This window comes from Mesorhizobium sp. WSM4845, assembly GCF_055811455.1.
Genome location: NZ_JBVVQA010000011.1, coordinates 137,426 through 162,685 on the forward strand (window position 1 = coordinate 137,426; position 25,260 = coordinate 162,685).

23 protein-coding genes and 1 riboswitch are annotated in these 25,260 nt (G+C 62.9%); of the genes, 6 read left to right on the forward strand and 17 right to left on the reverse strand.

Going from position 1 to position 25,260, the window contains the following annotated elements:
- Window positions 1–5: 5 nt before the first annotated feature.
- Entirely contained in the window at window positions 6–1,100 is a 1,095-nt protein-coding gene (locus AC0L2C_RS15255; protein WP_023802190.1) for a 2'-deoxycytidine 5'-triphosphate deaminase, read from the reverse strand.
- Between the two features lie 125 nt (window positions 1,101–1,225).
- A riboswitch (SAM riboswitch) is annotated at window positions 1,226–1,303 on the forward strand.
- A 74-nt stretch (window positions 1,304–1,377) separates the two neighbouring features.
- Here AC0L2C_RS15255 and AC0L2C_RS15260 point away from each other — a divergent pair.
- Window positions 1,378–2,568 carry an O-succinylhomoserine sulfhydrylase gene (locus AC0L2C_RS15260; protein ID WP_128177929.1) on the forward strand — a complete coding sequence of 397 codons (1,191 nt, stop codon included), beginning with the start codon at window positions 1,378–1,380 and terminating at the stop codon, window positions 2,566–2,568.
- A 46-nt stretch (window positions 2,569–2,614) separates the two neighbouring features.
- Here the strand turns inward: AC0L2C_RS15260 and AC0L2C_RS15265 are convergent, their stop codons facing one another.
- On the reverse strand, window positions 2,615–3,769 hold the full coding sequence (locus AC0L2C_RS15265) for a ceramide glucosyltransferase (protein WP_128177927.1): 1,155 nt from the start codon (window positions 3,767–3,769) through the stop codon (window positions 2,615–2,617).
- A 257-nt stretch (window positions 3,770–4,026) separates the two neighbouring features.
- On the opposite strand from AC0L2C_RS15265, the gene apaG reads away from it, so the two are divergent.
- Entirely contained in the window at window positions 4,027–4,419 is a 393-nt protein-coding gene (gene apaG, locus AC0L2C_RS15270; protein ID WP_023802187.1) for a Co2+/Mg2+ efflux protein ApaG, read from the forward strand.
- A 197-nt stretch (window positions 4,420–4,616) separates the two neighbouring features.
- On the opposite strand, the gene AC0L2C_RS15275 is transcribed toward apaG, so the two are convergent.
- The 3 genes from AC0L2C_RS15275 to AC0L2C_RS15285 form a co-directional block, all read right to left on the reverse strand.
- Window positions 4,617–5,627 carry an Hsp33 family molecular chaperone gene (locus tag AC0L2C_RS15275; RefSeq protein WP_023802186.1) on the reverse strand — a complete coding sequence of 337 codons (1,011 nt, stop codon included), beginning with the start codon at window positions 5,625–5,627 and terminating at the stop codon, window positions 4,617–4,619.
- A gap of 162 nt (window positions 5,628–5,789) precedes the next feature.
- Window positions 5,790–6,701, reverse strand: a complete 912-nt coding sequence (gene argF / locus AC0L2C_RS15280; RefSeq protein ID WP_128177925.1) for an ornithine carbamoyltransferase — start codon at window positions 6,699–6,701, stop codon at window positions 5,790–5,792.
- A gap of 16 nt (window positions 6,702–6,717) precedes the next feature.
- Window positions 6,718–7,917 (reverse strand): acetylornithine transaminase, encoded by a 1,200-nt coding sequence (locus AC0L2C_RS15285; protein ID WP_473523738.1) that lies wholly within the window; start codon window positions 7,915–7,917, stop codon window positions 6,718–6,720.
- A gap of 355 nt (window positions 7,918–8,272) precedes the next feature.
- On the opposite strand from AC0L2C_RS15285, the gene AC0L2C_RS15290 reads away from it, so the two are divergent.
- Complete coding sequence (locus AC0L2C_RS15290; protein WP_027155176.1) at window positions 8,273–8,791, forward strand: GcrA family cell cycle regulator; 519 nt, start codon at window positions 8,273–8,275, stop codon at window positions 8,789–8,791.
- 131 nt (window positions 8,792–8,922) lie between these two features.
- Here AC0L2C_RS15290 and AC0L2C_RS15295 read toward each other — a convergent pair whose 3' ends face one another.
- From AC0L2C_RS15295 to AC0L2C_RS15305, 3 genes are all read right to left on the reverse strand, one after another.
- Window positions 8,923–9,930: a magnesium and cobalt transport protein CorA gene (locus tag AC0L2C_RS15295; protein WP_023802182.1), complete on the reverse strand. Its 1,008-nt coding sequence runs from the start codon at window positions 9,928–9,930 to the stop codon at window positions 8,923–8,925.
- A gap of 91 nt (window positions 9,931–10,021) precedes the next feature.
- A complete protein-coding gene (gene phoU / locus AC0L2C_RS15300; RefSeq protein WP_023802181.1) occupies window positions 10,022–10,747 on the reverse strand; it encodes a phosphate signaling complex protein PhoU in 726 nt (241 codons plus the stop codon).
- A gap of 202 nt (window positions 10,748–10,949) precedes the next feature.
- Window positions 10,950–12,221, reverse strand: coding sequence for a sensor histidine kinase (locus AC0L2C_RS15305; RefSeq protein ID WP_128247563.1), 1,272 nt, complete (start codon window positions 12,219–12,221; stop codon window positions 10,950–10,952).
- A 193-nt stretch (window positions 12,222–12,414) separates the two neighbouring features.
- On the opposite strand from AC0L2C_RS15305, the gene ppk2 reads away from it, so the two are divergent.
- Entirely contained in the window at window positions 12,415–13,323 is a 909-nt protein-coding gene (gene ppk2, locus AC0L2C_RS15310; RefSeq protein WP_287242129.1) for a polyphosphate kinase 2, read from the forward strand.
- 71 nt (window positions 13,324–13,394) lie between these two features.
- On the opposite strand, the gene AC0L2C_RS15315 is transcribed toward ppk2, so the two are convergent.
- The 3 genes from AC0L2C_RS15315 to AC0L2C_RS15325 all read right to left on the reverse strand — a co-directional run bounded on the left by AC0L2C_RS15315 (window position 13,395) and on the right by AC0L2C_RS15325 (window position 15,624).
- Window positions 13,395–14,141, reverse strand: coding sequence for an enoyl-CoA hydratase-related protein (locus AC0L2C_RS15315; protein ID WP_084646899.1), 747 nt, complete (start codon window positions 14,139–14,141; stop codon window positions 13,395–13,397).
- A gap of 15 nt (window positions 14,142–14,156) precedes the next feature.
- Window positions 14,157–14,795, reverse strand: a complete 639-nt coding sequence (locus AC0L2C_RS15320; RefSeq protein WP_023802177.1) for an acyl-homoserine-lactone synthase — start codon at window positions 14,793–14,795, stop codon at window positions 14,157–14,159.
- A gap of 97 nt (window positions 14,796–14,892) precedes the next feature.
- Window positions 14,893–15,624 carry a helix-turn-helix transcriptional regulator gene (locus AC0L2C_RS15325; protein WP_128247565.1) on the reverse strand — a complete coding sequence of 244 codons (732 nt, stop codon included), beginning with the start codon at window positions 15,622–15,624 and terminating at the stop codon, window positions 14,893–14,895.
- A 259-nt stretch (window positions 15,625–15,883) separates the two neighbouring features.
- Here AC0L2C_RS15325 and AC0L2C_RS15330 point away from each other — a divergent pair, with 259 nt between their 5' ends.
- A complete protein-coding gene (locus AC0L2C_RS15330; protein ID WP_473523739.1) occupies window positions 15,884–16,732 on the forward strand; it encodes a transporter substrate-binding domain-containing protein in 849 nt (282 codons plus the stop codon).
- An 88-nt stretch (window positions 16,733–16,820) separates the two neighbouring features.
- On the opposite strand, the gene AC0L2C_RS15335 is transcribed toward AC0L2C_RS15330, so the two are convergent.
- Window positions 16,821–17,231, reverse strand: a complete 411-nt coding sequence (locus AC0L2C_RS15335; protein WP_023802174.1) for a tellurite resistance TerB family protein — start codon at window positions 17,229–17,231, stop codon at window positions 16,821–16,823.
- Between the two features lie 161 nt (window positions 17,232–17,392).
- Here AC0L2C_RS15335 and AC0L2C_RS15340 point away from each other — a divergent pair, with 161 nt between their 5' ends.
- On the forward strand, window positions 17,393–19,042 hold the full coding sequence (locus AC0L2C_RS15340; RefSeq protein ID WP_128247566.1) for a lysine--tRNA ligase: 1,650 nt from the start codon (window positions 17,393–17,395) through the stop codon (window positions 19,040–19,042).
- On the opposite strand, the gene AC0L2C_RS15345 is transcribed toward AC0L2C_RS15340, so the two are convergent.
- The 5 genes from AC0L2C_RS15345 to AC0L2C_RS15365 form a co-directional block, all read right to left on the reverse strand.
- Window positions 19,005–19,865, reverse strand: coding sequence for a thermonuclease family protein (locus AC0L2C_RS15345; RefSeq protein WP_287242126.1), 861 nt, complete (start codon window positions 19,863–19,865; stop codon window positions 19,005–19,007). The genes AC0L2C_RS15340 and AC0L2C_RS15345 overlap by 38 nt on opposite strands.
- A 9-nt stretch (window positions 19,866–19,874) precedes the next feature.
- Window positions 19,875–20,525: a S24 family peptidase gene (locus tag AC0L2C_RS15350; RefSeq protein WP_128170882.1), complete on the reverse strand. Its 651-nt coding sequence runs from the start codon at window positions 20,523–20,525 to the stop codon at window positions 19,875–19,877.
- A gap of 82 nt (window positions 20,526–20,607) precedes the next feature.
- Window positions 20,608–22,827, reverse strand: a complete 2,220-nt coding sequence (locus AC0L2C_RS15355; protein ID WP_473523740.1) for a 3-hydroxyacyl-CoA dehydrogenase NAD-binding domain-containing protein — start codon at window positions 22,825–22,827, stop codon at window positions 20,608–20,610.
- 14 nt (window positions 22,828–22,841) lie between these two features.
- A complete protein-coding gene (locus tag AC0L2C_RS15360; protein WP_023802169.1) occupies window positions 22,842–24,050 on the reverse strand; it encodes an acetyl-CoA C-acetyltransferase in 1,209 nt (402 codons plus the stop codon).
- A gap of 29 nt (window positions 24,051–24,079) precedes the next feature.
- Entirely contained in the window at window positions 24,080–25,249 is a 1,170-nt protein-coding gene (locus AC0L2C_RS15365; protein ID WP_287174623.1) for an acyl-CoA dehydrogenase family protein, read from the reverse strand.
- Window positions 25,250–25,260: the final 11 nt, after the last annotated feature.

Here is a 25,260-nt window from a genome sequence, read left to right on the forward strand (position 1 = left end):
GGCGATCAGCGCGCGGCGCGAAAATGCTTGGACAGTTTCAGGCCCTGCGCCTGATAGTTCGAGCCGAGATCTGTGCCGTAGAGCGCCTGCGGCCGCTTCAGCATGTGCTCGTAGACCAGCCGTCCGACGATCTGGCCGTGATCGAGGATGAACGGCACTTCGTGGCTGCGCACTTCGAGCACGGCCCGACTGCCGGTGCCGCCCGAGGCCGAATGGCCGAAACCCGGATCGAAGAAACCGGCATAGTGGACGCGGAATTCGCCGACCAGCGGATCGAAGGGCGTCATCTCGGCGGCATAGAGCGGCGGCACATGCACCGCTTCCTGGCTGACGAGGATATAAAATTCGTCCGGATCGAGCACCAGTTCGCCGGCACCGCTCTTGTAGAGCGGGTCCCAGAAATCGACGACATCCTGCGCGGCGCGCTTGTCGACATCGACCAGGCCGGTGTGGTGCTTGCCGCGGTAGCCGACCAGCCCGTCCTTGTCGCCATCGAGGTCGATCGACAGTGCGATGCCGCCGCCGGAAATGTTCGGCGGCTCGGTGGCGACGAGCGTCTCGGCACGGTGCAATTCGTGCAGCTCGCTTTCCGACAAAAGCGCGTTGCCGGTGCGGAACCGGATCTGCGACAGCCGCGAGCCGGCGCGGACGACGATCGGAAAGGTGCGCGGGCTAACTTCGAGATAGAGCGGGCCGTTGTAGCCGGCAGCGATCTTGTCGAACTCGTGGCCGCGATCGGTCATCACGCGGGTGAAGATGTCGAGCCGCCCGGTCGAGCTTTTTGGGTTGGCCGAGGCGGAAATGTTTGCCGGAAGCGCCAGGCTCTCGAGCAGCGGCACGATATAGACGCAGCCCGTCTCCAGCACCGCACCATCGGTGAGATTGATTTCGTGCAGCTTCAGGCGGTCGAGTTTTTCAGCAACCCTGTGGTTGGGGCCGGGCAGGAAGGAGGCGCGCACCCGCCAGGCCTTGTCGCCAAGCCTGAGGTCCAGGCTGGCCGGCTGAACCTGGTCGGCGTCGAGCGCGCGCGGCGACTTCAGCGCGCCCGACTGGTACAGCGCGGAAATATCCTGATCCGGAAGAATGCCTGTCTGCCGCAAAGTCTGGCTCCGCTCGAAGGCCGGGCGTGGTCTCGTCTTGCCGCAGGTTCTTGCCGTGGAACCCGCTGGTACAAACCTCTTAATCATGCCGGCAATTGACGCAAGCGCTGCGCAGGTCTAAAGGATCGTTATCCCGTGGTGATTTGGCCGGTCGGCTTGCAGCCACGTTAAACAAGTCGCTAAAGGACCGTCGGGCCGAAAGGCCGTACGACCGGTTGCGACTTTCGCGGCCGGTTTTTTTGTGTTTGGACCATTTTTTTGTGTTTGGAACAAGGTGATGACGAGCAAAACGCGCAACTGGAAGCCTCAGACCGCCCTCGTGCATGCAGGAACGCTGCGTTCCGGCTTCGGCGAAACCTCCGAGGCGATGTATCTCACGCAAGGCTATGTCTACGACACGGCGCAAGCGGCGGAAGCCCGCTTCAAGGGCGAGGAACCGGGCTTCATCTATTCGCGCTATGCCAATCCGACGGTCGACATGTTCGAGAAGCGCATGTGTGCGCTGGAAGGTGCCGAAGATGCCCGCGCCACCGCATCCGGCATGGCGGCGGTGACGGCGGCGTTGCTGTGCAGTGCCCGGGCCGGCGACCACATCGTGGCGGCGCGCGCGCTGTTCGGCTCCTGTCGCTGGGTGGTCGAGACGCTGGCGCCGAAATACGGCATCGAGGCGACGCTGGTCGACGGCACCGACATCGCCAATTGGGAAAAGGCGGTCAGGCCCAACACCAAGTTGTTCTTCCTTGAAAGCCCGACCAATCCAACGCTGGAGGTCGTCGACATCGCAGCCGTAGCCTCGCTTGCCGATTCGATCGGCGCGCGGCTGATCGTCGACAACGTCTTTGCCACGCCCTTGCAGCAGAAGCCGTTGCAACTCGGCGCCCATATCGTCGTCTATTCGGCGACCAAGCACATCGACGGCCAGGGGCGCTGCCTCGGCGGCATCATCCTGTCGGACAAGAAGTGGATCGACGAGAATTTGCACGACTACTTCCGCCACACCGGTCCCAGCCTCTCGCCCTTCAATGCCTGGACGCTGCTGAAGGGCCTGGAGACGCTGCCGCTGCGCGTGCGCCAGCAGACGGAAAGTGCCGGCCGGATCGCGGACTTCCTCGCCGAGCGATCGGAAATTGTCCGTGTCATCTATCCCGGCCGCGCCGATCACCCGCAGGCGGCGATCGTCAAGAAGCAGATGTCGGGCGGCTCGACGCTGATCTGCCTCGACGTCAAGGGAGGCAAGCAGGCGGCCTTCGCCTTCCAGAACGCGCTCGATGTCGTACTGATCTCCAACAATCTCGGTGACGCCAAGAGCCTGATCACCCATCCGGCGACGACGACACACAAGAATCTGAGCGACGAGGCGCGGGCCGAACTTGGCATCGGGCCAGGCACGCTCAGGCTGTCCGTCGGACTGGAGGACACTGACGACCTGCTCGAAGACATCGAGCAGGCCTTGAAAGCCGCCAGGTAGGGATACGCGCCGAACTGCTGCGCTCTGATCTGCAAAGCAGGCGCCGTCAGGCGCCCGACGGCGTCTCTTCCAATTCCGCAACGGCGCTGGTTTGGATGGTCATCGTGTTGCCGCGCCAGTCGACGGCACCGCTGAGCCAGCCGCGCACCCAGATGGCGGGAAGCATCACGTCCCGCGCAACCATCGCCGGGATCATGCGCAGCGACAGGTGCCAGCCCTTGGCCGAGGCGAGAGCGCATTCCGGCAGATAGGCGACTATCAGCACGGCGATGGCGGTAGCCGGCAGGCTGAAACCGGCGCCTGCTGCCGCAACCAGCGCAAGCACCAGCGGCGGCGCCGCTCCGATCAGGATCTCGGGCGCGAAAAACAGTGGGAAGGTGACGCGACGCAGGCGTGCCCAGCGGGCCTGGCGCGACCAGATTTCGCCAAATGTGCGCAAGCCGAGCGGCTGTTCGAAGGGCGCGGCAACGAGATTGACGCGCAGTCCGAGCCCGTTGACCAGCTTGGTCGCGGCGGCATCCTCGGCAATCTCGGCGGCAAGCGCACGGATGCCGCCATTGGCGTCGAGCAATGGCTTGTTCCACAGCATGCTCTTGCCCTGGGCGAAACCGAGGCCGAGCGCCTCGCCGGTATATTGCCAGCGCGCCTGCAGCGTGTTGAGGAAAGCGCATTCGACCTCCGCCCAGAACCCGTCCGGCCGCGAGCCGATCGGCGTCGAGCAGACGAGGCCGGTGTCCTGCCGCCATGCCGTCATCAGATGCTGGACATAGTCCCTCGGCATCAAGACGTTGGAATCGGCAAGGATGACCCAGTGGTGGCGCGTGGCCTCCCAGGCCTTCACGCAATTGTTGAGTTTCGGATTGCCGCTGATGCGGTCGTCGCCGACCAGCAGCCGGGCCGGCACGGCCGGAAAGCGGGCGATCGCATCGGTGATCGGCCCGACCACCGGGTCATCGGCATGGGCGACGCAGAAGATGAGCTCATAGTGCGGCCAGTCGAGAGAGAAGGCGCGCTCGAGCGTCTCCTCGGTAAACGGCTCGACGCCGCGCGACGGCACGACGATCGACACCGGCGGCGCCTTGGCGGCTGGCGGCGTGATCCTGCCAGGCCGCTTCAGCTTCAACGAAGCCAGCAGGATGCTGGCGAGATTGACAACAAGCAGAGCTATGGAAAGCAAGGCGGCTGTGACTGTCAATTCCATCAATATCTGGTCGCTCCAGAAAAAACCGGCCGCATGAAAGCCGTTTTCAACAGTTCGACAGAATGCTGAGTCGCCCGGCCCTGCACACCATCCCCGGCCCTGCACACCATCATTGTCACGTGTCACTTAAATGACATTGTTGTTCGGCACCTGCGCTTAACAAATTCGGGCAACGATGGCAGACACCGGGGGACGCACCCCGTTGACCGAACTGCGGAGAGGGTCGAATGTTCCGTCTGCATAGTGTGGAGTGATTTATGTACAGCGCCGTCACGCGCGACATCGAAGTGCAGGTCAGGCCGTTCTATCTGGAAGATCGCTCCGACCCGTCGGAGAACCGCTATGTCTGGGGCTACCAGGTGACCATCGACAACCAGTCGGATGAATTCGTGCAGCTTCTGTCGCGCTACTGGCAGATCACCGACGGCACCGGCCGGGTCGAGGAGGTGCGCGGCGCCGGCGTTGTCGGCGACCAGCCTGAACTCAATCCCGGCGATAGTTATCAGTATACGTCTGGCTGCCCACTCTCGACGCCATCCGGCATCATGGTCGGCCACTACACGATGCGCAATAAGCGGGGTGAGACGTTCGACGTCGCCATCCCCGCCTTTTCGCTCGACCTGCCGGGCACGCGGCGGACGGTGAACTGAGAGAGATAGATGGCCGGAAGGTCGTGCTGCCCCTCATCCGCCTGCCGGCACCTTCTCCCCGTATAGTGAACGGGTAAAAGGGAACCCATCTATCAACTGGACAACCTGTCGCAACGCTGGCGCCCCCTCTCCCCGTTCTTCACGGGGAGAGGGTAAGGGTGAGGGGCAGCGCCAACGCTTCGTCGGTGATTTCAATTCTATTGAGCCGCAGCAAATTCCGCCGGGTCGAAGTCATATTGCTTTGAGCAGAATTCGCAGGCGACGTGAATGCCGCCATCCTCGGTGCTGTCCCTGATCTCGTCGGCGGAGAAGCCTCCGAGAATGCCGCGGATCTTCTCCCTGGAGCATGAGCACTGGTCGGCTACCGGCACGCCGCCGAAGACGCGCACGCCGTGCTCGTGGAACAGCCGGTAAAGCAACCGCTCGGCGCCGATCGTCGGGTCGATCAGTTCCGTCGGCTCGATGGTGCCAAGCAACGCCAGCAGTTCCTGCCAGGAATTGTCGGCCGGATCATGGATCTCCTCGCGCGGATCGCCGTCGCCACCCGGAAGGTCGGGCACGCGCATGCGTTCGGGCGATTGCGGCAGGAACTGTGCCAGGATGCCACCGGCGCGCCATTGCTCGCGGGCACCGCCGATGCCGGGCGTCAACAGCTTGGCCACCGAAAGCCTGAGATCGGTCGGGATCTGCTCCGACTGCCGGAAATAGGTGCGCGCGGCCTCCTCCAGCGTCTCGCCGTCGAGCTGGACGATGCCCTGATAGCGCTGCGTGTGGGCGCCCTGGTCGATGGTCAGCGCCAGGACACCGCTGCCAAGCAGCGTCCGCTGCGAGGTCTCGCCGGCAGACGTCAGTGCCTCCAGCCGGTCGGCGTCGAAGCGGGCATAGGCGCGCAGCGCATGCGGCGTGGAAAAATCCGCCACCAGCATGTCGACCGGCCCGTCGGTGCGGGTCTGCAGGATGAACTTGCCTTCGAATTTGAGCGAAGTGCCGAGCAGCACCGTCAGCACGCAAGCTTCCGCCAGCAAGCGGGCGACCGGCTCGGGATAGTCATGCCGGCCGAGGATCGCGTCGAGCATCGGCCCGAGCTGGACGGTACGGCCGCGCACGTCGAGCGGGCCGACCTCGAAGGGCACGACATGATCGTCGCCGGCGTAGCCGAATTCGCCGAGTTTGGGTTGATGTTCAGCCAATTGACGGGTTTCCAACATGACAAAGCTCCGGGGCGCGGCGATGCCGCCCTCCGGGGCGCATGCGTCGAAACGCGCTCGATTTGCGTGATGCGCCTGAGATAGGCATCACGCACTCCCGGATCAAGGCGGCCGGGATCAAGGCGGCCCGGATCACGGTGACCAGGATCACAGCAGCCCGGATCAAGCGCCGAGGCACCAGGCCAAAACCGCCTTCTGGGCGTGGAGCCGGTTCTCGGCCTCGTCGAACACCACCGAATGCGGGCCGTCGATGACTTCGTCGGTGACCTCCTCGCCGCGATGCGCCGGCAGGCAGTGCATGAACAAGGCGTCGGACTTTGCCTTCGCCATCAGTGCCGCATTGACCTGATAGGGTGAGAAGACATTGTGGCCGCGAGCACGGTGCTCCTGGCCCATCGACACCCAGCAATCGGTAACGACACAGTCGGCCTCGTGGACGGCCTCCTCGGGCGAGCGGGTGAAGTTCAACTTGCCGCCATGCGCCCTCGACCAGTCGACATGCTTCTGCGCCGGCTCGCTGCCTTCCGGCACGGCGACGTTGAGGTTGAAGCGGAACCGCGCCGAGGCCTCCAGCAGCGAATGCAGCACGTTGTTGCCGTCGCCGGTCCAGGCGATGGTCTTGCCGGCGACCGGGCCGCGATGCTCCTCGAAGGTCATGATGTCGGCCATCAGCTGGCAGGGATGGGTATCGTCGGTCAACCCGTTGATGACGGGGACGGTGGCGTTCTCGGTCAGCTCCAGCAGCCGGTCATGCGACGTGGTGCGGATCATGATCGCATCGACATAGCGCGACAGCACCTTGGCCGTGTCGGCGATGGTTTCGGAGCGGCCGAGCTGCATCTCGGCGCCGGTCAGCATGATGGTCTCGCCGCCGAGCTGGCGCATGCCGACGTCGAAGGACACGCGCGTGCGCGTCGACGGCTTGTCGAAGATCATCGCCAGCACCTTGCCTTCGAGCGGTTTTGTCCGCTCGCCAGCCTTGAGCCTTGCCTTTCGCACGACGGCATCGTCCAGCATAAGGCGCAGATCGCCCTCGGAAACGGCGGAAAGATCGGTGAAATGGCGAAGGCTCATGTGGGTCTTCCGACTGTTATTTCGCCGCAGCCGCGGCGATGGCGTCCGACAGGCCCCGGGCGCCGGCGCGGATGCGGTCGAGCGCCGCATGGATCTCGGCGTCGGTGACGGTGAGCGGCGGCAGCAGGCGAAGAACGTTGTCGCCGGCCGGAACCGCCAGCAGATGCTGGTCGCGCAACGCCATGTTCACCTTGGTGTTGGGCGCGGCGCATTTCAGGCCGAGCATCAGGCCGCTGCCTCTGATGTCTTCAATGACATCGGGAAATTCGTCGGCGACACCCGCCAGCCCCTGCTTCAGCAGCAACGCCTTGCGCTGCACATCCTCCAGAAAACCGTCTGCCAGCACGACGTCGAGCACGGCGTTGCCGACCGCCATCGCCAGCGGATTGCCGCCGAAAGTGGTGCCGTGCACGCCGGCGGTCATGCCGACAGCGGCCTCGTCGGTGGCGAGGCAGGCGCCCACCGGGAAGCCGCCGCCGATGCCCTTGGCGACCGCCATGATGTCGGGCGTGACGCCAGCCCATTCATGCGCGAACAGTTTTCCGGTGCGGCCGATGCCGCACTGGACCTCGTCGAAGATCAGCAGCAGATCATGCTGTTCGCAGAGCTGCCTCAGCCGCTTCAGCGACTGCGTCGGCACCGGGCGGATACCGCCCTCGCCCTGCACCGGCTCGATCAGGATCGCGGCGGTCTCTGATGTGATCGCCTTTTCGGCGGCGTCGATGTCGTCGAAGCCGACCTGGTCGAAACCTTCGACCTTGGGGCCGAAACCTTCCAGGTATTTATACTGGCCGCCGGCGGCGATGGTCGCCAGCGTGCGGCCATGAAAGGCGCCTTCGAAGGTGATAATGCGAAAGCGCTCGGGATGGCCCTTGACGAAATGGTAGCGCCGCGCCGTCTTGATGGCGCATTCCAGCGCCTCGGCGCCGGAATTGGTGAAGAACACCTTGTCGGCGAAGGTGGCGTCGGCCAGCCGCTCGCCCAGACGGCTCTGCCCCGGAATCTCGTACAGGTTGGAGACATGCCAGAGCTTGGCCGCCTGCTCGGTGAGTGCCGAGACCAGATGCGGATGGCTGTGGCCCAGCGAATTCACGGCAACGCCGCCGCCAAAATCGAGATACCGCTCGCCCCTGTCGGTGACCAGCCAAGTGCCTTCCCCATAGTCGAAGGCCAGGGGTGCGCGGGTAAAGGTCTCGAAAAGCGCCGAACCGCTCATTATATGCGTCTCCGGAACCGGAAAATCAAAAAGCCGCCAAAGCGGCGGCCTGTGCGGCTTATCGTGTTTTTCGGCCATGAAGTCAACGAAAACGTCGCGCAAGGACGCGCGGCAAGCTTTCCAGCGAGACGCCGGCTCATCAGCGACCGGGCAAGTTGGGGAAAACCGAAAAAACCGATTCGTGTTGGCCCTCGGACTCTTGTCACCGAGTCAGCGCATAAGGTAATTATAGGTCGAGAAATAACTAGATTTCGTGCGGCGGACCTAATCACCCGATATATGTGGTGTCTGCCCGGCGGAAGCCGGATCGTGGAAGGATTCCGATCGCCGCACATTTCAGCAGGAGCGCGGTCTCATGAATTGGACTGACGAGCGGGTCGAACTTCTTAGAAAATTGTGGTCGGAGGGGCTGAGCGCCAGCCAGATCGCCGCACAGCTTGGGGGTGTCAGCCGCAATGCCGTCATCGGCAAGGTGCATCGGCTGAAACTGTCGGGCCGCGGACGCGCGACTGCCACGCCGGCACGCCAGAAGAAGAGCGTGCAGGGATCGACCGTGCAGAAATCGGTGTCGCGGGCCGCGAGCACTGCGCGGCATATCACCACGTCGATCGGCGCGACCGCGCTGCAGGCGCAATTCGACGCCGTACCGGTGACGCGTCATTATGTCCGTCCGGTCGAGAACGTCGTCGTGCCGATCTCGCGGCATCTGCAGCTCGTCGAATTGACCGAGCGGACATGCAAATGGCCGAATGGCGATCCGCTTTCGGAGGAGTTCCATTTCTGCGGCAACGACGCGGCCGAAACCGGACCCTATTGCAAGTATCACGCCCGCGTTGCGTTTCAGCCCGCTTCGGAGCGGCGGCGCAGTAGGTAGGGGAGTAAGGCAGTACGGCAGTATGGGGTGAACTGCAAAAGGCTGCGCTCGTGAGGCGCCATCTTTACCTACTGCCCTACTGCCCTACTGCCCTACTGCCCTACTGCCCTACTGCCCTACTGCCCTACTCTTCACAGCCAGCCGCTCTTGCGGAAGCGCCAGTAGAGAACCGAGCAGACCAAAATAATCGCTCCCAGAACGACCGGGTAGCCATATTCCATCCTAAGTTCCGGCATGTCGTTGAAGTTCATGCCGTAGATGCCTGCGAGCGCCGTCGGCACCGCCAGGATTGCAGCCCATGAGGCGAGCTTCTTGGTGATCGCCGTTTCTTGGCTCTGGCCAACCAGGAGGCTCGCCTCGAAGGCAAATGCGAGCACCTCCCGCAAGCTGTCGATCTTCTCCTGGACGGTGCGGATGTGGTCGGTGACGTCGCGGAACAGCGGGTGCATGGCCGCATGGATCTGCGGCAGGTCGGCGCTGGTCAACCGGCGGCAGACTTCCACCAGCGGCAGCGCGGCGTTGCGCAGGCGCAAGAGATCGCGGCGCAGCATGTAGAGCCGCTCTATGTCGGAGCCGGTCATCGGCTTCAGCAGAACCCTGTCCTCGATCGCCTCGACCTCGTCCTCGATCTGCTCGAGCACCGGCATGTAGTTGTCGACGATAAAATCGAGAATGGCATAGAGGACGAAATCCTCGCCTTTGGCTAGCGAATGCGGGCAGCTTTCCCAATGCTGGCGAACGGCGGCATAAGAAGTCGACGGACCGTGCCTGACGCTGACGATGTAGCCGGCGCCGACGAACAGATGCGTCTCGCCGAAGGTGACGCGCCTGTCGATCAGTTGAGCCGTGCGGGCAACGATGAACAACGCATCGCCATATTGCTCGATCTTCGGCCGCTGATGCGGATGCTCGGCGTCCTCGATCGCCAGATCGTGTAGGTGGAATTGTGCCTGGACACGAAGCAACAGGTCGCGGTCCGGCTCCAGCAGGCCGATCCAGACGACATGACCTGGCTTCTTGGCCCATTCGCCGGCTTCCTCGATCGGAATGTCGGCGACACGCCGGCCGGCGGTATAGACGCTGGAAGCGACGATGGCCGATGTCGGCGGGGCCGGCGTCAGGTTCCGAACGGTTTCCATCGCTACCTCCTGGAGGCATGGCCTCGGGTCAGGATCAGGAACGTTCGGTAAAGCTTAGCCTAAATCAGCAATGGGTTCGAGAGGCAGCCGCTCACTTCGCCGGTAGCGTTGCGGGAAGCACAATCTTGTCTGTCTTGTCGCCCTTCGGCCGCTCGGCCGGCATCTGGTCGCCGGTGACGATGTAGTAGATCGTCTCGGCGATATTGGTGGCGTGGTCGCCGATCCGCTCGATGTTCTTGGCGCAGAACAGCAGGTGCGTGCAGGGCGTGATGTTGCGCGGATCTTCCATCATGTAGGTCAGCAACTCGCGAAACAGCGAGGTGTACACGGCGTCGATCTGATCGTCGCGGTCACGCACGAAGCCGATCTTTTCCACCGAGCGCGACGCGTAGACGTCGAGCACTTCCTTGAGCTGCGTCAACGCCAGGTCCGCCAAAGCCTCGATGCCGCGGAAGAGGCTGGTCGGCTGGCGCCCTTCTATGACGGCAACCACGCGCTTGGCGACATTCTTGCCGAGGTCGCCGACCCGCTCGAGATCCGCCGAGATGCGGATCGCGCCGACGATCTCGCGCAAATCCGTCGCCATCGGCTGGCGCTTGGCGATGATGATGATCGCCTTGTCGTCGATCTCGCGCTGCCCCTGGTCCAGAACGGCATCGTCGCGGATGACCTTCTGGGCAAGGCCAGGGTCGGCGTTGACCAGGGCCGCAATCGCCTGTTCGACCATGCGTTCGGCATGCCCGCCCATCGCGGCAATGCGCTTCGACAGATATTTCAGCTCCTCGTCATAGGCGCTGACGATGTGCACGGACTGCATGGAGATGCCTTCCCGGGTCTTCTGGTCCGAGTCGTTCCTCGAATCCCCGCTGATACGCTAGCCGGATGACAGAAAAAAGAAAGCGTTAGAGCGACGTGCGTCCACTAGGCCACAGAGTAGGCTCTAAAGTCCTATATCCACGCATCCGGCGGTCCTAAAGTCTTCCGGTACTCGGGCCGGCGCGTGCTTAGATAGTGAGGTGTCAGTGCGCCGGCAAATGCACCGTGAAAGCTGCGCCGTTGCCGACCTCCGACTTGATCGACAGCCTGGCGTTGTGGCGCGTCAGGATATGCTTGACGATGGACAGGCCAAGGCCGGTGCCCTTCTGGGTCCGGCTGTTTTCGACATCGACGCGGTAGAAACGTTCGGTGATGCGCGGGATGTGCTCCTCGGGAATGCCGGGGCCAAAGTCCCGGATGGTGACGTCGATGCCGGGTTCGGGACCGTCATCGCTGTGGGCAATCGTCACCACGACACGTCCACCCGACTGTCCATATTTGCAGGCGTTTTCCAGCAGATTTTCGAAAACCTGGAAAAGTTCATCGCGATCCCCCGCCACATTGAGTGGTCCTTTCGCGAAATCCCGCTCGATGGCAACGCCGTTTTCCCGGGCAAGCGGACCGAGCGAATCGATGACGCTGTCGAGGGTCTGGCGGAGGTCGACCTCGGTTCCCGGCTTCAGATAGGGTTTCATCTCCAGCCGCGAAAGCGACAGCAGGTCGTCGATCAGGCGCGCCATGCGGCCGGTCTGGTTGTGCATGATCTGCAGGAACTGCTCACGCGCCGCCGAGTCGTTGCGGGCCGGGCCGCGCAGCGTCTCGATGAAACCGGAAATCGAGGCGAGCGGAGTTCGCAGCTCATGGCTGGCATTGGCGATGAAGTCGGCCCGCATCCGGTCGATGCGGCGCGCCTCGCTCTGGTCCTTGAAGACCAGCACATAGAGGTCGGTGCCGTGGCCGACCGAAGATGCACTCACGCGATAGGCCCGTTCGACCGGCAGCTTTTCGGTATATTCGACGACGTCCGCAGCGGCGGCGCCTGACAGGATACTGTCCAGCAGGGCCTGCATCTCGGGCGCGCGGAATTTCAGCGACAGCGACATGCCCGGTGCAATGCCGCCGAAGGCGGCGAAGGCGGCGGCGTTGGCATGGACGATCGTCGCGGTGCGATCGAAGATGATCAGCGGATCGGCAACGGCAGCCGCCAGATATTCTCCCGACAGCTGTTGCAGCCCGCCTGCCTCGATCGCCGCGGCATCCTCCGCGGATTGGCGCGCTACGCCGGCCGGCAGCATCGCGGCGGCGAGCAGCAGCACCGCACATGCCAGCAGCACAACATAGAAGGACATGTCTGCGAAACCATAGACCGTCAAGATCGCGACGATGCCGGTCGCAAGCAGCCAGCGGCTGTTCCACAACCGGGTGGCGACGGCTTGCGCCGTGGTTCGCTGTTCTGCGCCGCCCATATCAGCCATTGTCAGCTACTGTCAGCCATTCGCGCGCACTATGCCTCCGTCCCCACCCCGACCGGCAGGTTGGAAACTTCCCGCTGACCGGCGCTATCACTAATCTGCTGCATCGTTCCTTTCGAAAATCGATTCCGATTTTCGGGCCGATGCAGTAAGGCTCCCAATAGCATGAGTCCGGAAGCTGGAAAGGTTCGTCTCGATGAAAAACCCCAAGGAAGATGCCGCCGCGCCTGTTCCGGGTCCGCAAAAGATCCGGATCAACGGCAAGGAGTTCGAGTTCGACATCGAGGATCCCAAGCTTCCCGACTGGATCGAGGACAACAAGCTGACCGCCGGCGGCTACCCCTACGACAAGAAAATGCAAAGCGACGAGTATGACGAGACGCTTGAGCGGCTGCAGATCGAGTTGGTCAAGGCGCAGGCATGGCTGCAAACGACGGGCAAGCGGGTGATGTCGCTGTTCGAAGGACGCGATGCCGCCGGCAAGGGCGGCACAATCTTCGCGCTGCGCCAGTACATGAACCCCAGGACAGCGCGCAACGTGGCGCTGACCAAGCCTAGCCCAACCGAAATCGGGCAATGGTATTTCCAGCGCTATGTCGCGCACTTTCCGACATCCGGCGAGTTCGTCACCTTCGACCGCTCCTGGTACAATCGCGCCGGCGTCGAGCCGGTCATGGGCTTCTGCACGCCGGAGCAGCATCAGAAATTCCTGGACGAGACGCCGTTTTTTGAACGGATGATCTGCAACGAGGGCATCCATTTCTTCAAATTCTGGCTGAACATCGGTCGGGAAACACAGCTTGAGCGGTTTCACGATCGCCGCTGGAGTCCTTTGAAGAACTGGAAATTCTCGCCGATCGATATTGCCGGCATCGCCAAATGGGACGATTACACCAAGGCGCGCGATCTCATGTTCGAACGCACCCATAAGGAATTCGCGCCCTGGATCATCATCCAGGCCAACGACAAGCGGCGCGCGCGACTTGCCATCATCCGGCGCATCCTGTTGTCGCTTCCCTATGACGGCCGCGATCTCGACGCCATCGGCAAGGAAGACAAGAAAATCATCGGGGAAGGGCCTTCGTTCCTGGGAAGACAGGCCTGAAGCGCTGCCGCGCGCCCCCAAGGACGCGCGGCACGATTCCGGATATTTTTGTCATTCTGCCGAATGACGTCTCATGCCGCCAGCCGGGCAATCCGCTGCAGCCGCCGCAGTGTGGTATCGTCCTGCAAAGCCTGCTGAAACAGCGAAATCTCCTGGTCGATGCGATCGCAGAGTGCGCCTGTGTCGCCCTTGAGCAGGTCGCGCGTCTGCAGCAGTGCGGCAACCGGCTTCTTGGCGAGTTGCCTGGCTCTGCCAAGTGCGGCTTCCTCGACGTCGCCGACCACGATCTCCGTGACCAGGCCCAGCATCCTGGCGTCCGCGGCACTGAGCGTGTCGCCCAGGCAGAAGAAGCGGAAAGCGCCGGCATAACCGAGTTTTTGCGGCGCCAGGATGCTGGTCGCCGCGTCCGGCACGAGGCCGAAATCGACGAACGGCACCCGGAACGTGCTTTCGTCAGATGCGATCACCATGTCGCAGTGGAACAGGATGGTGCAGCCGACACCGACCGCGTCGCCGTCGACACAGGCAAGGACCGGTTTGGGGAACGTCGCCAACGTGCGGAACATGTCGGTGACGGCAGCGATCAACCGTTGATGCTTGGTGGCGTCGAGGAACTCGGAGAAATCGCCGCCGAGGCAGAAGCAGCCGGCGAGGCCGCGCAGCACCACGACGCGCACATCATCGTCGATTGCAGCTTCGTGGAAGATCCTGGCCAGGCTTTCATAGGCTCGCCCGTCCAGCACCGGCCGGCCGTCATCCGACGACACCGTGACGATCAGCGAATGATTGCGGAACTCTGTTTGCGGGTGGATGTTCATGGCTGTCTCCAATTCTCACGAGGCCTGCCTCATTCCGAGCCTGTCGGGATATCCCCTGGCCAGAACCGGCGCGAAATGACTGCGACGCGACCGCACCACCTCAAGCGTGTGCTCGTTGAAGGTGAGCAGTGTGGCGACGACCTGCTGGTTGCCATAGGTGCGCTGGTAGCCAAGCGGCTTCGCCAGGAAGTGCAACTGCAGCGCCCGCAGGACCCACATCGGTTCGAACTCGATGATCACCTGGTTGACATTCCGCTTCAGCCCCCACTCGACGAAGCCGGCAATGAGCTCGGTGCCGACCGTCGAGACGCCGCGCTTGCCGTCACGAAAGCCCGGCGCGACCGCATAGCGGGTCAGTTCCCAGACGTTCGGCCCGGATGGCGGCGTGCCTTCAAAGAGATCCGCCAGCACCTCGGTCAGAAGATGCGCACGCGTTGTCGGCAACATCCGCTGATAACCGGCGAGCTCGCCATTGCGGATGACGAGCTGATGCACCGCCTCGTCATGGTCGAACTGATCGATCTCAAGGCCGTCGGGGCGCTGCAGATCGGACCACCCCATCTCCTCGACGAAAATCTTGTAGCGTAAACGATGAACGGCCTCCCAAAGGTCGGGACGTTCCATAAGTTCCTGTGTGGTAAGGGAAAAAAGCATCTGCCGTCTCCTAGGTTCAATAGGAAGATACGGCCGGGCTGTCCCGAGGAAATTACGCGATCACGTAGGCAAGAATTTCTAGGCCGGCACGGCCGAGCTAGCTAATATAGCCGCGCCTTATCGCTTCCGCGACCGCCTGCACCCGGTTGACGGCACCGAGTTTGCTTTTGGCGTTAAGAAGGTGTTTCTCCGACGTGTGTTCCGAAATACCGAGAATCTGTGAAATCTCCCATTCGGACTTACCGACGGCAGCCCATTGCATGCATTCGCGCTCACGCGGCGTCAGTTCGACATGGTCGATGGTCTTGGCCGCCATCGTGTGGATCTGCATGGCGCGGCCAATCGCATAGGTCGCCACCAGCGACACCAGCCCAAAATCGGCGCCCGACAATTCGACGGCCTCGCCGCCCAGCGACACCATGACGATCTGGCCATCGAGCGTGATCAGCGGGAAGGCCAATCCGTCGCGCAGCTTGAATTCGCCGGCGTCGCCCATCACTTCGCCGCTGCTCTTGTCGATGCGGATGCTCTGGGACGCTTCCCGCCACTGGAACGGCGCCTGCAGCTGCTTCATGTGGCTGACGACGGGGTCATGGTCGACATAGTTGCGCGCCACATAGCGCTCCAGCCATTCTCCCGGCCACTCGCAAAGCAGCACATGGTCCTTTTGCTGGCCTCTTGGCGTGCCCGGCTGCGGAACCGTTCCGGCCATCAGCGCCGTCAGGCCGAACTCCGAGGTTATGCCAAGCAGCTTTTCGCAGACCGCGGCCGCCGTATCGGCGTGCTGCAGCTGATCTATGAATTCCAGCGTGCGATCGAAATGGCCCATCGCAACATCTACCCCATGTTGCCTTCTGCGTTGAGATCAACGGTCCAGTGCTTGACCTGCACTTGCCATCGACCCCGGATTACAAACCTGCTCCTCTCTGTCTGCAGCGCCTTGCGACTACCCCTCCAGCCGACGCAACACATGTTTGCAAGCTCGCTGAAGCATAACCCTAAATCGGCGTGATGAAATCAAAAACCGTTGTGCCTGTGCCTTTTTCGTACCAAAAGCCACATTGGACAAGACAGGGCGGAGTTCGATCGTGGCAATTCGATGGATATCCATCGTCCTAACGCTGGCAATGACGGGGGCAGAGTGGCTCACGGCGGCGCGCGCCGCGGAGCCGCAAGTGCCGATGCTGTGGGATGCCAAGGAGCGGCTGCCGAAGCCTGACCTGTCCGCGCTGCCGCGTCTGAGATTCCTGACCACCACCGATTTCCCGCCGTTCAACTTCCTCGACGGGGCGGGCCGCTTGTCCGGCTTCCACGTCGATCTGGCGCGCGCGATCTGCGCCGAACTCGGCATCGCCGAAAAATGCCAGATCCAGGCGCTGCCTTGGGCCGAGCTCGAAGGGGCGCTGCAAAAGGGCGAAGGCGAAGCGATCATTGCCGGCATTGCCGCCACGCCAGAGTCGCGGTCGAAATATGCCTTCTCGCGTTCCTACCTGCAGTTTCCGGCGCGCTTCATCATGCCGAAGGCAAAGGCGCTCACGGAACCTATCTTCGACAGACTGCGCGGCAAGCGCGTCGGCGTGGTCGCAGGCTCCGCGCATGAGCGGATGCTGCGCGATTATTTCGGCACCGTTCAGGTCGTTCCCTTCGCGCAACTGGAAGAGCTCTACGATGGTCTCAAGGACAGCAAGGTCGACGCCGGCTTCGGCGACGGCATGCGCTTCGCCTTCTGGCTGGGCAGTTCGAATGCCGCAGCCTGCTGCCGCTTTGCCGGCGGTCCCTATCTGGCGCCCGAATATCTGGGGTCGGGTATGGCCATCGCCACCAGGGCCAACGATCCAGCGCTGGCCGCAGCGTTCGACTACGCACTGCAGGAGATTTCGGTGGAGGGCATCTTCGCCGAATTCTATCTGCGCTATTTCCCGGTCAGTTTTTTCTGATCCGGCCCGGTCAGCTTTTTCTGATCCGGCCCGGTCAGTTTTTTCTGATCCGGCCCGGTCAGCTTCTTCTGACCCGTTGGCGTCTGGATCAAGTCAGCGTGCGCAGGCGAGCCTTGGCAGCACGGGCGATGGCGGCGACGGTGAGCGTGTCGAGATCAAGCTGGCGACGGATAAGCTGCAGCACCCTCACCTCCTCCAAGCGCATTTCGAGGTCGACGGCCGCAACCTCGAAGGCCGCGGCATAGGCGGTGTCAAGCAGGCGATCGGGCAGTGCTTCAGCGACGCGCGCCAAAACGCCTTCCAGGCCGTCCTTTTCGTGCAGCAACTTTTGGCAGTCCTGGGCGACGCCGACCAGCCGGTCGTGGTCGAAGTCCTCGAACACCGGCCATGAGCGGACGACGTCGCCAATCCGCGCCAATTCGACATTTGTCATGTCGCGATCGGACGCGGAGGTGATGACCATAAGATAGATCAGGGCTTCTTGCGGCGGCAACGGCATTTAAAACTCCTCAAACGGGCTCCGAAGTTAGGAACGAGGCACCGACGTCGCAAGGAAAAAGAGCCGCGATCGTTGACGCCCACGGCAGGCACGCCTAGAGACCGGTTGAAAAAATCATCCCTTTTTGCGGCGATGCCGGCGAATAATTTGGAAACGGTGACATGGCGGGATCAAACATCATCGATCTCAATCCCGAGGTGCTTGCGGCAGCGGCTGAAAGCAAGGCGTGGCCGTTCGACGAAGCCAGGAAGATCGTCGAGCGCTACAAAGACACTGACTTTCCCGAGACCGTCCTGTTTGAGACCGGCTACGGTCCGTCGGGGCTGCCGCACATCGGTACTTTCGGCGAGGTCGCACGCACCTCGATGGTGCGCCACGCCTTCCGCGTCCTCACCCGGGACACCGTCAAGACCAAGATCTTGTGCTTTTCCGACGACATGGACGGCATGCGCAAGATTCCGGACAACGTCCCCGATCGCGCCGCACTCGAGCCGCACCTGCACAAGCCGCTCTCGTCCGTCCCCAATCCTTTCGGCGGCGACTATGCGAGCTTCGCAGACCACAACAACGCAATGCTTTGCCGTTTCCTGGACACGTTCGGCTTCGACTACGAGTTCGCCAGCGCGACGGAATACTACAAGGCTGGCCGTTTCGACGACGTTCTGCTGCGCGCTGCCGAACGTTTCGACAAAATCATGGACGTGATGCTGCCGACGCTCGGAGAGGAGCGTCAGGCGACCTACAGTCCGTTCCTGCCGATTTCCCCCAAAAGTGGCCGCGTGCTTTACGTCCCCATGAAGCATGTCGACGCCAAGGCCGGCACGATCACCTTCGACGATGACGGCACCGAAACCACGCTGCCCATAACCGGCGGCAGGGTGAAGCTGCAGTGGAAGCCGGATTTCGGCATGCGCTGGGCGGCGCTCGGCGTCGATTTCGAAATGTTCGGCAAAGACCACCAGACGAATGCGGTGATCTACGACCGTATCTGCAATATCCTGGGCGGGCGCGCTCCCGAGCATTTCGTCTATGAGCTGTTCCTGGACGAGAACGGCCAGAAGATTTCGAAGTCGAAGGGCAACGGACTGACCATAGACGAGTGGCTGACCTACGCGCCGACCGAAAGCCTCGAGCTCTACATGTACCAGCGGCCGCGGCAGGCCAAGAAGCTCTATTTCGACGTCATTCCGAAGGCGGTGGACGAGTATTACGCCTTTCTGTCCGCCTATCGCCGGCAGGAGTGGAAGGAGCGGCTGGGAAATCCCGTCTGGCACATGCATGACGGGAACCCGCCTGTCGTCGACCTGCCGGTGTCGTTCGCGCTGCTGCTCAATCTGGTCAGCGCCTCGAACGCCCAGAACAAGGACGTGCTGTGGGGGTTCATTTTGCGCCACACCTCAGGCGTGACGCCGAAGACCCATCCCGAGCTCGACCGGCTGGCCGAATATGCGATCCGCTATTTCGACGATTTCGTGAAGCCGGCCAAGGTGTACCGGGCCGCCGACCCGGTCGAGCGCGAGGCGCTGACGAAACTGTCCGAAGCGCTCGCCGCATTGCCGCCAGATGCCGATGGCGAGGCGATCCAGAATGCCGCGCTCAACGTCGCGCGCAAGATCGAACGCTATCAGGACCATTCGAAGCAAAGCCCGGAAGGCGGGCCGGGCGTCTCCGTCGCCTTCTTCCAGATGATCTACCAGATTTTGATCGGACAAGAGCGCGGCCCGCGCTTCGGTTCCTTCGCCGCGCTCTACGGCATCGCAGAAACCCGCGCGCTCATTCAGAAGGCGCTGGCCGGTCAGTTGGCGGCGTAGCAGTCGTCTCGGATGTCGGCGTAGCCGTCGCCGACGGATCGAGAATCGGCTGCGTCGGCTGGGCTGTGGCCGCAAAAGGGGCTGGCGCCGGAGGCAGGCCGGAGAGACTGGGCGCCGGCCCGAAAATGCCCTTCCTGGCCATACGGGCCTTCTCGCCGGTCTCGACATAAGGGCCACCCTTGGCGGCGCGCGCCCAGCCGTTTTCGATCAACCACTGGCCGACATCCCGGTTGCCGACGCGGCAATCGGCGGTGATCAGGTCGCGGCCGCCCTCGGGTGGCACCGTGCAGACCACCGCCCGACCGCGCAGGAAGGCACGGAACGCCGTTCGCGCCCGGGTGCCACACGTCCACGACTTGCCGCCGTCGGTGCAAGTTTCGTCCTGCCTGACGATGTCGACGCCGGAAATCGCGACGGAGTAGCCCTTGGCCTCGATCACACCGGCGGCCGATGCAACCGGCTGGAACAGTTTTGTCCCGTTCCAGTCGTCGGGCATTTTCGTTTTGGGCGGCTTGGGCGGTCCGGCCAGCGCCAACTCACTCAGCGGCGCGCGCGGCTCGACCCGTTCAAGCTCTTGCGGCTGAAGCTGCGGCGGCGCGACGACTTCGGGATCGATGGCCCTGGAATGCGCCTCTGGGCTCGCCGCCTTGGGTCGCGGATTTGCTGATGCAGCAGGCGCTCGGGATTGCGCCGCGATGCCGGCCTGCGCCCGAGCCGCGACGCGCCCATTTTCGTCCTGCAGCACGGCGCGGCCACCTGCGGCAATCGCAGCCCCCATTGCCAGGATCGTCAACACCGCGGCGGCGGCATGAAGCGGACGCACCGGCGGCCCCTACTGGCTTGCCCAGACAATCCGCGCCACCCATTCGACATCGCGCATCGGGATGTCGCGATCCGGGTGATCGGGATTGAGCGAGACCAGCATGATCGACTTCGCCGTCTGACGGTCCAGCACCTTGGCCATTACCTCGCCGGCATAGGTCTTGACGACGACGCGATCGCCCTTGCGGGTGGCGGCGCCCGGCTCGACGATCAGCACGTCACCGTTGCGGTAGAGCGGCAGCATGGAATCGCCCTGGACCTGCAGCGCATAGGAGGTTTCGGTCGCCCGTGCCGGAAGCTCGATCAGGTCCCAGCCCTGGCCCACGGGAAAGCCGGCATCGTCGAAAAAGCCGCCGGCGCCGGCCTGGGCGAAGCCGAGCAGCGGCACCGAAGACGTCTGTGCCGGCAGAGATCCGGGAACGGTCTTGCCCCGGCCTTCGACCAGTCCGGTGAATTCGTCGAGCGAGGCGCCGGTCGCCTCGATGATCTTGGCCAGCGACTCGGTCGACGGCCAGCGCGGCCGCCCATCCGAGGACAGCCGCTTCGACTTGTTGAAGGCGGTCGAATCGAGGCCCGCGCGTTTCGCCAGCCCCGAGGCCGAGAGCGAATAGCGCTCGGCGAGAGCATCGATGGCGGCCCATACGCGGTCATGCGAGAGCACTTTTGCTCTCCTTCCGAACAGGAAAAAATACCTTCTCCGTTCTAACCGGTGGCCGTGATTTTGTCCACCACCGAAGGCGGCGTCACGCCGCCTTCTTGGCCTCGCTCCTGGCATAGGGATCGAAGCGTTCGTAGAAAGTCTCACCCTTCTCTGCCATGTCGAGCAGGAGCTTCGGCGCTTTGAACTCGGCGCCGTACTTCTTCTGAAGACCCTTGGCGATCTTGACGAATTTTTTTGCGCCGATGCCGTCGATGTAGGACAGCGCGCCGCCGGTAAAGGGCGCGAAGCCGAAGGCGAGAATCGAGCCGACATCGGCCTCGCGCGGATCGGTGACGATGCCCTCCTCCATCACCCGGGCCGCCTCCAACGCGATGATGACCAGGAGCCGCTGCTTCAGTTCCTCATAGTCGACCTTTTCAGGCGGCAACTGCCGATAGAGATCCTTCAGGCCCGGCCACAGCTTCTTCTTGGCAGGCTTTTGCGGATAGTCGTAGAAACCCTTGCCGTTCTTGCGGCCGAAGCGGCCATGCGTGTCGACCAGCGTGTTGATCAGCGTCATCTGCTTCGGGTCGACCGCCTTGTCGCCGAGATCGCGCATGGTCTGCTTCATGATTTTCTGCGCGAGGTCGATCGCCGTTTCATCCGTCAGCGCCAAGGGGCCGACCGGCATGCCGGCGGCCTTCGCCGCATTCTCGATCATCGGCGCCGGAACGCCCTCGATCAACATCTTGTAGGCTTCCGACATGTAGCGCAGCACGCAGCGGTTGACGTAGAAGCCGCGCGTGTCGTTGACGACGATCGGCGTCTTCTTGATCGCGCGGACGAAGTCGATCGCGGTGGCCAGCGCCTTGTCGCCCGTCTTCTTGCCCAAAATGATTTCGACCAGCATCATCTTGTCGACCGGCGAGAAGAAATGGATGCCGATGAAATTCTTCGGCCGCGCCGAATTCTTCGCCAGCGACGTGATCGGGATGGTGGACGTGTTCGACGCGAAGATCGCCGACGGCTTCAGCACGGCCTCCGCCTTTTCGGTGGCGTCTTTCTTGACGCCCGAATCCTCGAATACCGCCTCGACCACCAGGTCGCAACCTGCGAGGTCGGCATAGTCCGCCGTCGGCGTGATCAGCGACAGCAGCCTGTCCTTGTCCTCCGGCTTGGCGCGGCCCTTCCTGACCTGATCCGAGATCAGGCTGTCCGAATGCGCCTTGCCCTTGGCGGCAGCGTCCATGTCGCGGTCGAGCAGCACCACCGGAATGCCGGCCTTGGCCGTGACATAGGCGATGCCGGCGCCCATGAAACCGGCGCCGAGCACGCCGATCTTCTTGAACTTGGTTTCCGGCACGCCGGCCGGACGACGCGCGCCCTTGTTCAGTTCCTGCAGCGACACGAACAGCGAGCGTATCATCACCGCCGCTTCTCTGGTCTGCATGATTTCGGTGAAATAACGCTGCTCGATGCGCAAGCCGGTGTCGAACGGCACCAGCAAGCCTTCATAGACGCATTTCAGGATGGCCGCGGCGGCCGGATAGTTGCCATAGGTCTCGCGACGCAGGATGGCGATTGCAGGTGGCCACAGATTGGCGCCGGCCACCGAATAGACCGGGCCGCCGGGCAGCTTGAAGCCCTTCTCGTCCCACGGCGCCACTGGCTTCAAGCCATTTTTGATCATGGCTTTGGCGGATTCGACCAGCTTCGTCGGTTCGGCAATCTCATGGATCAGGCCCATCGACTTGGCCTTCTGCGGCGACAGCGTCTGACCGGACGTCAGCATCTGCAGGGCCTGCTGCTGGTCGGTCAGCCGCGGCACGCGCTGGGTGCCGCCGGCACCTGGGAAGATGCCGATCTTCACTTCGGGGAGCGCCATCTTGACCTTGTCGGAATCGGCCGCGACACGGCCATGGCAAGCGAGCGACAGCTCGAACGCACCGCCCATGCAGGTGCCGTTGATCGCCGAAACCCACGGCTTGCCTGAGGTCTCCAGCTTGCGGAACAAGCCGGTCATGTAGCCGGCATTGTCGAACAATGCCTTGGTCGCCTTGTCCAGGTCCTTGGCTTTATCGGCTGCGAACTTCGACAGCATCTTCTGCAGCATGGTGATGTCGGCACCGCCGGAGAACGTGTCCTTGCCGGAGGTGATCACCGCCCCCTTTATCGACGCGTCGCTCGCCACCTTGTCGACGATGGCGTTCAGTTCCAGCATCGCCTCTTCGGTGAAGACGTTCATCGAGCGGTCGGGCATGTCCCAGGTGACCAGCGCGATGCCATCGGCGTCGATGTCGAGGGTGAAGTTGGTGTAGCTCATCGGTCTCTCTCCCGTCAGACGCGTTCGATGATCGTTGCGGTGCCCATGCCGGCGCCGATGCAGAGCGTCACCAGCGCGGTGTTCAGGTCGCGGCGCTCCAGTTCGTCCAGCACCGTTCCGAAGATCATTGCACCGGTTGCGCCGAGCGGATGGCCCATTGCGATGGCGCCGCCATTGACGTTGATCCTGTCGTGCGAAATGTCGAAAGCCTGCATGTAGCGCAGCACCACCGAGGCGAACGCCTCGTTGAGCTCGAACAGATCAATGTCCGACAGCTTCATCCTGGCACGCTTCAGCAGCTTCTCGGTCACGTCGACCGGACCGGTCAGCATCAGCACCGGCTCCGAACCGATATTGGCGAATGCACGGATGCGAGCGCGCGGCTTCAGGTCGAGCGACTTTCCAGCCTTCTTCGAGCCGAGCAGAACGGCCGCCGCGCCGTCGACGATGCCAGACGAATTGCCGGCGTGGTGGACGTGATTGACCTCCTCCACCTCGGGATGCTTCTGCACCGCGACGGCATCGAAGCCGCCCATTTCGCCGGGCATGACGAAAGACGGGTTGAGGGCCGCCAGCGATTGCATATCGGTCGAAGGCCGCATGTGCTCATCGTGGTCGAGGATGGTCAGGCCGTTCTGGTCCTTGATCGAGATCACCGAATTCTTGAAGCGGCCTTCGCCCCAGGCTTTGGCGGCGCGCTTCTGGCTTTCGACCGCATAGGCGTCGACGTCGTCGCGCGAAAAGCCGTACTTCGTGGCGATCAGATCGGCCGAGATGCCTTGCGGCACAAACCAGCCCGGCAGGCCGACCGAGGGGTCCATGAACCAGGCGCCGCCGGATGCGCCCATGCCGACGCGCGACATCGATTCGACGCCGCCGGCGATGACGATCTCGTCGGCGCCTTGCGCGATCTTGGCGGCGCCGAAATTGATGGCGTCCAGGCCAGAGGCGCAGAAACGCGAGATCTGCATGCCGGGCGCTTTCGTGTCGTAACCGGCCTCGAAGGCGGCGGCGCGCGGAATGACAGAGCCCGCCTCGCCGACCGGATCGACGCAGCCGAAGATGATGTCGTCGACGGCGCCGGTGTCTAGCCCATTGCGGTCACGGATCGCCTCAAGCACCTTGGCGCCGAGCCGCACCGCCGGCACCTCGTGCAGCGAGCCATCCTTCTTGCCCCTGCCGCGCGGCGTGCGCACGGCGTCATAGACATAAGCTTCGGCCATTTTCTGCTCCTTGGTTTGCTGAAAGTCTCTCAGAGAGAGCGCCCGATCAGCAATTTCATGATCTCGTTGGTGCCGCCGTAGATGCGCTGGACGCGGGCGTCGCGGAACATGCGGGCGATCGGATACTCATTCATGTAGCCATAGCCGCCATGCAATTGAAGGCATTCATCGACGACTTTTCCCTGCAGGTCTGACAGCCAGTATTTGGCCATCGAGGCCGTCACCGGGTCGAGGCCTCCATTGATATGGCGGGCGACGCAGTCATTGTAGAAGACCCGGCCGATGGTCGCCTCGGTCTTCAATTCGGCCAGCTTGAACTGGGTGTTCTGGAAATCGATAATCGCCTTGCCGAAGGCCTTGCGCTCCTTGACGTAGTCGATGGTCAACGCCAGCGCCCGTTCGACCATGGCGATGGCGCCGGTGCCGATCTGCAGCCGCTCCTGCGGCAATTGCTGCATCAATTGGACGAAGCCCTGGCCTTCCTCGTGGCCGAGCAGATTGGAAGTCGGCACGCGCATATCGTTGAAGAACAGTTCCGACGTGTCGTTGGCCTTGAGCCCGATCTTGTCGAGGTTGCGGCCGCGCTCGAACCCTTCCACCTCGTCGGTCTCGACGACGATTAGCGAAGTGCCCTTGGCGCCCTTCTCCGGGTCGGTCTTGGTGACAATTATGATGAAATTGGCGAGCTGGCCGTTGGTGATGAAGGTTTTTGAGCCGTTGACCTTGTACTGGTTGCCGTCCTTCTCGGCGCGCGTTTTGACGCCTTGCAGGTCGGAGCCGGCGCCGGGCTCGGTCATGGCGATGGCGCCGATCAGCTCGCCGGTCGCCAGTTTCGGCAGCCACTTCTTCTTCTGCTCCTCCGAGCCGTAGTGGAGGATGTAAGGGGCGACGATCGAATTGTGCAGGCCGATGCCGAAACCGTCGACGCCGACATGGCCGATCGCCTCGATGATGGCGCTCTCATGCGCGAACGTCCCGCCCGAACCGCCATATTCCTCCGGCATCGAGGCACAGAGCAGACCGGCCGCGCCCGCCTTCAGCCAGCACTCACGGTCGACCATCTCGTTCTTCTCGAACTCGTCATAGCGTGGCGCGATCTCTTCCGACATGAAGCGGTGCGCCATGTCGTAGAGCATGCCGACCTCGTCCGCCGCCCAGGCTGGTTTGGGAAGGCCAAGAATTTCGGCGGGGTTGGTCATGCTGTTTCTCC